This window comes from Leptospira noguchii serovar Panama str. CZ214 (genome assembly GCF_000306255.2).
Classification (GTDB): Bacteria; Spirochaetota; Leptospiria; order Leptospirales; family Leptospiraceae; genus Leptospira; species Leptospira noguchii.
Genome location: NZ_AKWY02000025.1, coordinates 1 through 8634, shown reverse-complemented (window position 1 = coordinate 8634; position 8634 = coordinate 1). Strand labels below are relative to the sequence as shown.

14 protein-coding genes are annotated in these 8634 nt (G+C 37.7%); 1 reads left to right on the top strand and 13 read right to left on the bottom strand.

What is annotated here, in order from left to right:
- Window positions 1-181 precede the first annotated feature (181 nt).
- A complete protein-coding gene (locus LEP1GSC059_RS14735; RefSeq protein WP_020980991.1) occupies window positions 182-1066 on the top strand; it encodes an FkbM family methyltransferase in 885 nt (294 codons plus the stop codon).
- A gap of 1016 nt (window positions 1067-2082) precedes the next feature.
- On the opposite strand, the gene LEP1GSC059_RS14730 is transcribed toward LEP1GSC059_RS14735, so the two are convergent.
- From LEP1GSC059_RS14730 to LEP1GSC059_RS14675, 13 genes are all read right to left on the bottom strand, one after another.
- Entirely contained in the window at window positions 2083-2265 is a 183-nt protein-coding gene (locus LEP1GSC059_RS14730; protein ID WP_004437257.1) for a globin family protein, read from the bottom strand.
- Between the two features lie 174 nt (window positions 2266-2439).
- The gene (locus LEP1GSC059_RS22255) at window positions 2440-2640 is read right to left on the bottom strand and encodes a hypothetical protein (protein ID WP_020980990.1); all 201 of its coding nucleotides are present in this window, start codon (window positions 2638-2640) and stop codon (window positions 2440-2442) included.
- Window positions 2595-3029, bottom strand: coding sequence for a D-alanyl-D-alanine carboxypeptidase family protein (locus tag LEP1GSC059_RS14725; RefSeq protein ID WP_017213180.1), 435 nt, complete (start codon window positions 3027-3029; stop codon window positions 2595-2597). Before LEP1GSC059_RS14725 ends, LEP1GSC059_RS22255 begins: the two co-directional genes overlap by 46 nt.
- Window positions 3030-3033: 4 nt before the next feature.
- Entirely contained in the window at window positions 3034-3495 is a 462-nt protein-coding gene (locus tag LEP1GSC059_RS24350; protein WP_004437131.1) for a hypothetical protein, read from the bottom strand.
- Window positions 3496-3501: 6 nt separating this feature from the next.
- Window positions 3502-3942 (bottom strand): hypothetical protein, encoded by a 441-nt coding sequence (locus LEP1GSC059_RS14715; RefSeq protein WP_017213179.1) that lies wholly within the window; start codon window positions 3940-3942, stop codon window positions 3502-3504.
- A complete protein-coding gene (locus LEP1GSC059_RS14710) occupies window positions 3942-4307 on the bottom strand; it encodes a hypothetical protein (protein WP_017213178.1) in 366 nt (121 codons plus the stop codon). Before LEP1GSC059_RS14710 ends, LEP1GSC059_RS14715 begins: the two co-directional genes overlap by 1 nt.
- A complete protein-coding gene (locus tag LEP1GSC059_RS14705; RefSeq protein ID WP_017213177.1) occupies window positions 4297-4674 on the bottom strand; it encodes a hypothetical protein in 378 nt (125 codons plus the stop codon). Before LEP1GSC059_RS14705 ends, LEP1GSC059_RS14710 begins: the two co-directional genes overlap by 11 nt.
- Window positions 4671-5270 (bottom strand): hypothetical protein, encoded by a 600-nt coding sequence (locus LEP1GSC059_RS14700; protein WP_017213176.1) that lies wholly within the window; start codon window positions 5268-5270, stop codon window positions 4671-4673. The genes LEP1GSC059_RS14705 and LEP1GSC059_RS14700 overlap by 4 nt, the downstream gene beginning before the upstream one ends.
- A 3-nt stretch (window positions 5271-5273) precedes the next feature.
- Window positions 5274-5726: a D-Ala-D-Ala carboxypeptidase family metallohydrolase gene (locus tag LEP1GSC059_RS14695; RefSeq protein WP_020980992.1), complete on the bottom strand. Its 453-nt coding sequence runs from the start codon at window positions 5724-5726 to the stop codon at window positions 5274-5276.
- Window positions 5727-5741: 15 nt separating this feature from the next.
- Window positions 5742-6932, bottom strand: coding sequence for a hypothetical protein (locus tag LEP1GSC059_RS14690; RefSeq protein ID WP_017213221.1), 1191 nt, complete (start codon window positions 6930-6932; stop codon window positions 5742-5744).
- Between the two features lies 1 nt (window position 6933).
- Window positions 6934-7623, bottom strand: a complete 690-nt coding sequence (locus tag LEP1GSC059_RS14685) for a hypothetical protein (RefSeq protein ID WP_017213220.1) — start codon at window positions 7621-7623, stop codon at window positions 6934-6936.
- Window positions 7623-8012, bottom strand: coding sequence for a hypothetical protein (locus LEP1GSC059_RS14680; RefSeq protein ID WP_017213219.1), 390 nt, complete (start codon window positions 8010-8012; stop codon window positions 7623-7625). The genes LEP1GSC059_RS14685 and LEP1GSC059_RS14680 overlap by 1 nt, the downstream gene beginning before the upstream one ends.
- A gap of 26 nt (window positions 8013-8038) precedes the next feature.
- Window positions 8039-8500: a hypothetical protein gene (locus tag LEP1GSC059_RS14675; RefSeq protein ID WP_017213218.1), complete on the bottom strand. Its 462-nt coding sequence runs from the start codon at window positions 8498-8500 to the stop codon at window positions 8039-8041.
- Between the last annotated feature and the right edge of the window lie 134 nt (window positions 8501-8634).

The following is an 8634-nucleotide window of genomic DNA, read 5'->3' as shown; positions in this document are numbered from 1 at the left end:
CGACTGGAGCGAAGCCAGTAATCAAAGACATTGTTGAGTCTGCGATTATTGAAAAAGCTGAATACTATGACAAACGGTCGCTGGTTGCAAAAAACCGGTGAGCTTAACACAGCTTCCATAATACATATTTTTGTTCCGTGCAATGAGACTTAATCTGTCTCATAGTTTTAAGGGACATAATATGTATTATGGGAAGTTAGAATCGATTAAAATGATAGAACTTTTAAAATCTTTAATTCGCAAATTTAAAATATTAATAAAACCAAATAAAATTATAAAAAAAGTTATTAATTTAGACCTAAACTCATCTTTCAAAAGCATATCGATCAAAACCAAAGAGGGAAAAATTAAATTTTTTGATTTTGGGTCGATTGCAATTTGGAAGGCTCAAACTCTATTGATACAGGAACCTGAAACTATTGAATGGATAGATGCATTTTTAAACAACTCTGTATTTTGGGATATTGGAACGAATATAGGGGATTATTCCATATATGCAGGAAATTCAAATAAGAATTTAAAAATATTAGCCTTTGAACCATCTGCAGTAAATTTTTTTTTACTGAATAGAAATATATTTTTAAACGAGATGGATCAAATAATTAGTGCCTACCCAATCGCATTCAGTGATTTTAACTCTCTTGGTTATCTTCATATGAATTCCGATATTCCTGGGGGTACTATGAATATTTTTAGTGAAAAAGATATAATAAAAGAAGCCAAAATTGGTGGTAACTTCATTCAAATTAATTACAAACAAGCCATGATATCTTATACAATTGACTCTTTTATCGATCTATACAAACCACCTCTCCCGAATTACATTAAGATCGACGTTGATAATTTTGGGGATAAAATTATAAAAGGAGGCGCAAAAATATTAAGCAGTCCTAAATTAAAATCGGTATCAATTAAACTTAACGATAATGAGATTGATTATGTTAATCGTGTTATTACGATAATGCAAAAAGCAAGTTTTTATAAATTTGAAAAATACCAACATGAAACAATATTTCATAAGGGTAGCTATTCTTCTTTTTATAATTATATTTTCTATAAAAAATAATATTTTTTAAAGGCTCATTCGAGCTTTTTTTTGTTATTTCGAAAATCTTATCTCTTCATCGTTTTTATTTTCAATTTGAGTCTTGTTCCTTTCTTTTCCTCAAAATCTCAATTTTTCAGGGACGACTAATTATATTTATAGACTTGTTTAGATTTTGATACTAATTATTTTCATGTGTTCGAAAGTAATTCATAGCTTAGAGAAATTAAACCCAGCAGCGGATAAGATTGCATTGATACGATCCCCTTCTTTACCTTTGAGAAAATTTCGAACCATATTTCCCGTTTTACACAGCCCAAATATGTTTTTAGGCGTTTTGTTTCTTTATTCGCCCGTTTACTTTGTTTCGCATGAAAATAACGTCCTTGTTTAATGAATGCTAATTTACCTTTTCGTTTACAGCGTATCTCAAAACTTAATCTTACTTTACAAAAAGATTAAGCTGCAAGGTTCTGCCCCCTAGTTTTCTTACCGAAGAAACTGGTGGGCAGGTTCTTATAACTTTGTCTTACTACTCGGACGTATGAAGATAGTACCAAGTTATTAACGACCGAATTTGCAAAAAAATAGCAGTACTTAAAAAATGCTGCAAATTCGCGATTTACGGCATTTTAGAGCAAGACCAAAACATTCAAATTTTTGAAACAATCAACCCAAGTATTCTATTTATGTGTCCGAGTAGTAATTGAATATTTTCTTTTGATGCTTCTTTTACTAAAGGTCTAATCTGTTGCGAAATAGTTCACCTTGATTCTTTTGTTTTGAGTTTTCTTCTGGTTTCATTTTCACCGGCTTTTACGTGGTTTATAGATTCTTTACGGTGATTTTGTTTTTGACATTTCCCTATTGCAAACCATTTTATTTGCGTCATTCGCCATTCTGACTTTTTTTCAGGGACGACTAATCATTAAGTAACATTAAATTCCCATAATACATATTATGTCCCTTAAAACTATGAGACAGATTAAGTCTCATTGCACGGAACAAAAATATGTATTATGGAAGCTGTGTTAAGCTCACCGGTTTTTTGCAACCAGCGACCGTTTGTCATAGTATTCAGCTTTTTCAATAATCGCAGACTCAACAATGTCTTTGATTACTGGCTTCGCTCCAGTCGCTTTTTTAAAAGCTTCTACTAATTTGCTAATAGATTCTTCACTTACGTGAATGTTTCGAGTTTTTTCGGTCGCCATTTCCATGTATCACCCCCTTTTTTCTAAGGATGAGATTTTTCTATATTTTTGAGCAGAAATGTCAATATAAAAATCTCGAAAATATAGAAAAATATAAATTTTCTACTCAAGATCGTATTCGGCGGGAATATTCGAAACTCGGCACTGAGGTGGGATAAGGATTACAATTTAAACGCGTGTTCAAACCCACTTGATCCGCCCGCCTAAGAACAAAATCAAAACAACACAAATAATAAACGCCACAATTGGCGTTATGTGATCATACGCTTTTTCCAAACAAAATTCAGTCGCCTTACGTTCCAACCAATCGAACGGCCACATTCCGAGTTCACCGTTTATCTGTTTAGAAAGTATATTAGAATTATTGCAATTACAGCCCATGCCCAAAACCCTCCGTCAAAAAATTTATCACCGAACGAAAGCCCCTTACTCCAATTTCGGATTTGGAAATGAGGTGGATCGGTTTGTTTCCAGCCGATTCCCCACTCAATATCAGGATGTCGTACTAGTACGGAATCAATGATTTTACGATTTTCTAACGCACTGAAACCGTTTATATCCAAAGCTTTTCCGTATTGATGCGCGGAAGATCCCGGCGGAGCCGCTGGACAAGAACCGGTTCCTGCTTTACAGGCCGCATAAAGTTTTGCTTGCCTTGCGACAGAGCGACGAGACTCGAAAACGTAGACAGATGGTAGAGTCCGCTTAAGGTCTTCGTAAAAAGACACAAGCCGGGAATCAACGTTTTCAAGAGAGGATATAACGGCCATTATACTACCTCTTTCTTTTCATCATTTCTTTCCCAAAAATTTCCCAAAGCAAAAATATAACAAGGGCAACAATTAAGATTTCCTTAATTTCCTTGTATACTTTTTCGGCCTCATCTTTTACGGATGTCGGAATTGGGATTGAAGTTCCACCGGAATCGAATTCATAAGTTTTTATGGAATTACTAAAGTTTGGTATATGTGTATTTGCTTGCGAAAATATTTTGTTAAAAATTGGAATTTGTGCATCGACTGAATATATATTTGCGATATTTATTTCGCGATATACCGAGCCATTCTGAACCGCGAAACCAATTCGACGCCGTTTCGAATCTTCAAAAAAACTGTTATATGATTTTAATTGATCGGGAATATTAACATCACCCGAATAACCCGAATAATCAATCGCGTGATATACGATCCCCTTGGGCGTGTATTTAAAATCAAAATAGTCTGAATATTTAGGCACAAAATTTTACCTTCGCTTTTTGCCTTTGAGAATTTTCGGAAGTGCTATCAGACCGGCTATAATTGCGAGTATTATAATAACCGAATTATCATCTTTTTTATCTGGCTCCGTTTTGCCGGAATTTGTTACAACGGTTGTATTTGGTTTAATGTCTGTTCCACCGACAGGAGGTTTGGGTTTTGGAGCTGGTCCAGGCTGTGGCGTTGGATTCGATATATTTTGAATCGCGGTATTTGAAATCGAAAATTTACCGGTATTCAAACGCTGAAAGTCCTGGACAAATTTCCCGATCGCTTCTTGTGCTTTACCTTGATTCTCCGGTAAAACAAAACTCATCCGTTTGGCATCCGAATTGTGCATAAATTGAGTATAACCGGTTGGCTTGCCCACAACCAGTTTTCCGGTTCCAGTTTGTTTGTAGTAGAGGTAGTAACGTTGTGCGGCCATTATTTCAAAACTCCTAAAACCAAAAGAAGAATCAGAATTCCTAATATGATATACGCGATAGGAATCGATCCTTTGTTTTTTTCAATATCCGAAAACGGAATGTCGAACAAGTCATACGTTCCAACGGCGGACATGTTTAAGGTAACTGATTCGGATATTAAACGTTCGGCTTGCGTTTTTAGCTCTTGAGTGGCCGGGACAAAGTAAAGCCCACGTATCTCCGGATGACCCGGCGGACTGTATCCTTGCCAGTGGTCATTTAGGCCATACGCTTCAAATTTTTCTAACAGAGTATGTTCTTTTTCGATCGAATAATTGTTTAACCGAAACAAAAATACTTTTGTGCTTAAAGAGCTATCCGGCATTTTCTGGACCTCCATTTTTTCGAAATGAAAAATTCGGAATCAATGAAGTTAGAGAGGATGATTTGAATTTAAGAACAAGTAACGTAAAAGCCCCCAGCACAAACAAAGAAATATAGAGCCATTTGTCGAAAAGATAATCTCTCCACTTGTCCGCGAGGGCTGACTCAGAGACGCCTTTGTCCAAAAGTTCTTTCGTTTCTTTCAACGTTTCTTTGACAAAATCCTTATCCTCTTTCGGAATATCGTCTGATTCTAATACGTTTTGTTCCACCCGGTCCAAATCGATTTTGTTTTTCTCGACTTTGGATTGATACGAAGAACAAAACGTAAATGATAGAATGATAAATACAGATAGGAAGCGTTTCATTTTTTTCTCTTCACGTTGACGGATTTAGAATCTGAGTGGGAAAGAAACTTACGAACATCAGTTTCAAATTCTTTTAGATGTTTTCCTTGAAACAAGAGAACGAGATAAACCCCGTTGTTGGTTTGAACGTCCTTTAGAATCTCAAAAATACAATTAGCCGAATACTGATTTAAAACGAGAGTATTCGAAAAATCGAATTCTATAGAACGATTTTCGGTAGAGATTTCCCGGATCGAAGAAACTATATTTTCCAAAATTTCTTTCAGCCCGTCCTCTGCCCGAGTCCGCATGTAAGAAGGAAAACGTAAAGCTGCGCCTTTTTCTGCAAAAGAAAAGTCGAGTGAATTGGAAAAAAGACCCCGGATAAAGTTTGGAGAAACCAGAGGTGCAGGGTTTGGCTCTTCCGTGACTTGTTCCGGGGATTTTTTAAGTGACAGCGTGTGAAGTGCTTCTTCGATCAAAGAAGGATTCTTGAACCAAAGAAAGCCAACACCCGCAAAAAGGAGAAAGCAGAAAAGAAAACACAGAATAAGAAGGACCCTAAAAAGTGATCCTTCATTTAAGAATTTTATAATTTCTAAATATACAACTTCCACGAATTAAGCTACCTCTACCCTTTGGTATTTCATTTTTCCTTGAGTCCCATAAGCGTTTAGAAATTCCTTTTTCGGTTTAACACCTTTGGGAGCGATAGAAACGTGAACCCAGGTCGCGCCGTTTATTGTCCCCTCATTGATTAGCTGATGAAACGGTAAATCCAGTTCTAAGATTTTTTTACAAATATCTTGTTTGTTCATCCCTTTAATTCCGAAATCCACCGCCTCCCCTTTCATGTGTTGAGAGGTCGGAGAGCCTTTGATCTTTCGATTTACCGCCGGCGAACGATAGCCGGAAGAAACAGAAATTGGAAGTTTTAACGATTCGAAAAGCGGCTCTAAGATCGTTTCACACAATCTTTTCAAGGATTCGATCGTTTGTTCATCCGGTTTATTTGCAAGACCGGTTTCAGTCACGGTCATTTGGTCCAATGTAAAGTTTTTTGATATATTCATAATATTATAATCCTTTTATACGTATTCGATCTGCATTATGAAATCAAAAGCGCCGGTTGTGGCTCCTCTGACAACATACATACTAGTATCGTCATAGGAAATTGATCCTATCTGTGTATTGCTACCTGTATAATTATCTATAAGCATAATATTAACACCAGGTGAGCTAACCTGTTGAGCGACATACTTAAATCCAATGATGCGCACATTTGTCCTGGCATTTGCAACATTGTGAGGAATATTCGCATAGTTGACCCCGTTATTAAAACGATAAACAATTCTTTTTTTGTAAAACGGAGTCCCGTTATCCAACCAGCCCGCAACAGGAATATTGTTTAACTTTAATATTCTACCAGTGGAAAAATTAATATCCTGATTGAGTGGATTTGTGAGTCCGCCACCACCAGCATTCCACGCGGCTATTTGTGTATCGGTGACAAAACGGTGATTACTGTCTATTATGATCTCTATGGCCGGAATGTCGCCTGTATTACGTTTATTTGATAGACTTGTATCTGTCTGATTTTTCGTGTAATAACGGGTGTCATGATCGTGGGAATCCGGCGGGAACGTTGCTGGTTTATTTTGGATAGCAAGCCACTTAGGAGGATCTGGATTGTTCCATTGATTTTTTTCAGCATCCGAAACAAACCTGTGATTCGTATCCTCAACAACTTCGTTTGCTGGTATCGGTCCTGTATTCCGTTTGTTTAATAAACTTAAATCCGTCTCGGATTTGGTATAGTAACGAACATCATGGTTATGATTCTGTGGAGGGAATGCCAAAGGTTTGTTTTGAATATTGTTCCAATCGGGGTATATCGTTGTAACAGGAATCCAATTTTGTAAATACGCTGGATCGTCCCCGGCTAAGATAAACATAGCCGGACCGGGAAGATCCGAACGAATTGCAATGTCTCCACGTTGTGCGATTAACGCCAATTGAGCCATTTGACTATTTACTGTGAAAATATCATTGATTGCAAGGGAGGGAATGTATTGGGTTGGAATCGTTCCCGTTGCCGGATCGACAGTAATAACCGCTTGACCCGGGTTTCCAAAAAGATCCGCAAGAACAAGAAATGTTTCCGGAAGCTCGTCTTCGATTTCTTCATGATACATGATCCATCCATAACCGCCGTCCAGTTCCAAAGTCCAACCAGATGAACTTTCAAATTTGTTTACATCGATCTGAGTCCAGGACACGTTAGTCCTCCCGGATCGTCATGGAAAGGATTGAGGAAACGGAAATTTTAGAGGAAGCTCTAAACTTCGTAACCGGCGTAGGACTCGAAGCGTATGGCAAAATCAAAAGATATTTGTATTGTTTTGGAATCGGAATCTCTAAAGACGATTCAATTTGATCGGTAAAACTGCACTGAAATACTTTTTTGAGATTCGAAAAGATCGTCTTTGTATTGTTATACCGAGGAGAAAAAAGAAAATTGTAATCCGGTGCATAACTTGAGAATTCTATAATATTCTCAGGAGTCTGATCAATCTCTAATTCCGTGGAAAAAAGAGTATTTCTTGCTATAGTCAAACTAGGAACCAAGGAACCATTCAATTTCAAATTGGAACTCGCAAGTTCTGAATCCGAAAACGGTTTTAAAATTTCAATCATCGATTCTTCATTTGAGACAAAAAAGTTAAACGATTGAATCGGAAGATAGGACTTACGAACGTAACTATAATTTTGAGAAAGGCTTGCTTGGATTTTTGAAATATGTTGAGGTCTGTCGGTTTTTAGTTTAACAAACATCGCCGAAAACATCATCGTTCCCGGCAAATTATTAGAAGATTTTTGAACGTCTTTTTCTAAAAGAACCTCATCCGTAGAAGGATTCAGTATATTAGAAACAGAGAATATGGACTTTTTCGAAACGAATCTGTCCATTACGCATTATTTACCCTTGAGCCTTCGGCAAAAAACGTAAACGCAACGTCTCCGGCTGAAATTGCTCCTTTTGCAGTGAGAGAAATTTCGATTTCGTTTGTCCCGAAAATCTTGTAATTTACAGGAATTGTTTCGGAGTTGTCCGCAAGATCCCGAGCGTCACCAATCATTCCAAGCTGCAAGGGTCCGTACGTAATTTCTCTTTTTTGCCCGATGAGTTTAATCTCTACTAAAGACCTTGAATTTGCCTGGTTGAATTTAACCCGCATTCCCCAACACTCTACCACGGAGCTGGTCGGATTTTTGATAGAGATTTTTTTTGTCTCTCCGTCAACCATCGCGACACATTCACCAGACAAAATATGTTCTGCTACTCTTCTACGTTCCATTTTAATCCTTTGAATCGGTTACGGAACTACCCGCGAGCGACCTTATTTCCTACTAAGTCGTTAGCGGCTCCGATTCTAAACTGAATCTTGTAGGGCTCAATAAGCGTGGTCGGATTCCCCGCGTTTTCCATCGGACGGAGTTCTAAACTGAAAACTTCGTCTTTGACGGGGATCGGACGATCGAATGGGATAATAAGCTGGCCGGATCGTTTCATCCAAACCGATTCTGCTTTTCTTGGAATCGCTTGAATCGCCGGACGAATCACGTTGTTTGCCGTTCCCTGATCGGTCGTTTTGAAAATCATCGGCATAGGTTCGATAAGCGTGGATAACGCGTCTTCATGGATCGTTTCGTTACCGATTTTGAATTCAAGTTCGAACGTGTTCCGAAAAATTTCCAGGTCGTTCAGAACATTTACGTTCGTGGAATCATGTTTGCGCGCGCGTTTTAAATTGCGAAAACGCACGCAAGACGCAACTGAAAACATTTCAGCTCCAAGCTGTAGCTAAGTCCAAAAATTCTTCTAAAGAAGAGGATTGAATTCTGATTTCCAGTTCCCATTTTTTTGCATAGAGCATGCGTCCTACGTCGAAAATATCCATTTCAATGGTATCGGCCAGT

Excerpts from the sequence above, each read along its gene's own strand:
- LEP1GSC059_RS14735 (WP_020980991.1), top strand. The coding sequence starts at position 182 with ATGTATTATGGGAAGTTAGAATCGATTAAAATGATAGAACTTTTAAAA.
- LEP1GSC059_RS14730 (WP_004437257.1), bottom strand. The coding sequence starts at position 2,265 with ATGGAAATGGCGACCGAAAAAACTCGAAACATTCACGTAAGTGAAGAA.
- LEP1GSC059_RS22255 (WP_020980990.1), bottom strand. The coding sequence starts at position 2,640 with ATGGGCTGTAATTGCAATAATTCTAATATACTTTCTAAACAGATAAAC.
- LEP1GSC059_RS14725 (WP_017213180.1), bottom strand. The coding sequence starts at position 3,029 with ATGGCCGTTATATCCTCTCTTGAAAACGTTGATTCCCGGCTTGTGTCT.
- LEP1GSC059_RS14715 (WP_017213179.1), bottom strand. The coding sequence starts at position 3,942 with ATGGCCGCACAACGTTACTACCTCTACTACAAACAAACTGGAACCGGA.
- LEP1GSC059_RS14710 (WP_017213178.1), bottom strand. The coding sequence starts at position 4,307 with ATGCCGGATAGCTCTTTAAGCACAAAAGTATTTTTGTTTCGGTTAAAC.
- LEP1GSC059_RS14705 (WP_017213177.1), bottom strand. The coding sequence starts at position 4,674 with ATGAAACGCTTCCTATCTGTATTTATCATTCTATCATTTACGTTTTGT.
- LEP1GSC059_RS14695 (WP_020980992.1), bottom strand. The coding sequence starts at position 5,726 with ATGAATATATCAAAAAACTTTACATTGGACCAAATGACCGTGACTGAA.
- LEP1GSC059_RS14685 (WP_017213220.1), bottom strand. The coding sequence starts at position 7,623 with ATGGACAGATTCGTTTCGAAAAAGTCCATATTCTCTGTTTCTAATATA.
- LEP1GSC059_RS14680 (WP_017213219.1), bottom strand. The coding sequence starts at position 8,012 with ATGGAACGTAGAAGAGTAGCAGAACATATTTTGTCTGGTGAATGTGTC.
- LEP1GSC059_RS14675 (WP_017213218.1), bottom strand. The coding sequence starts at position 8,500 with ATGTTTTCAGTTGCGTCTTGCGTGCGTTTTCGCAATTTAAAACGCGCG.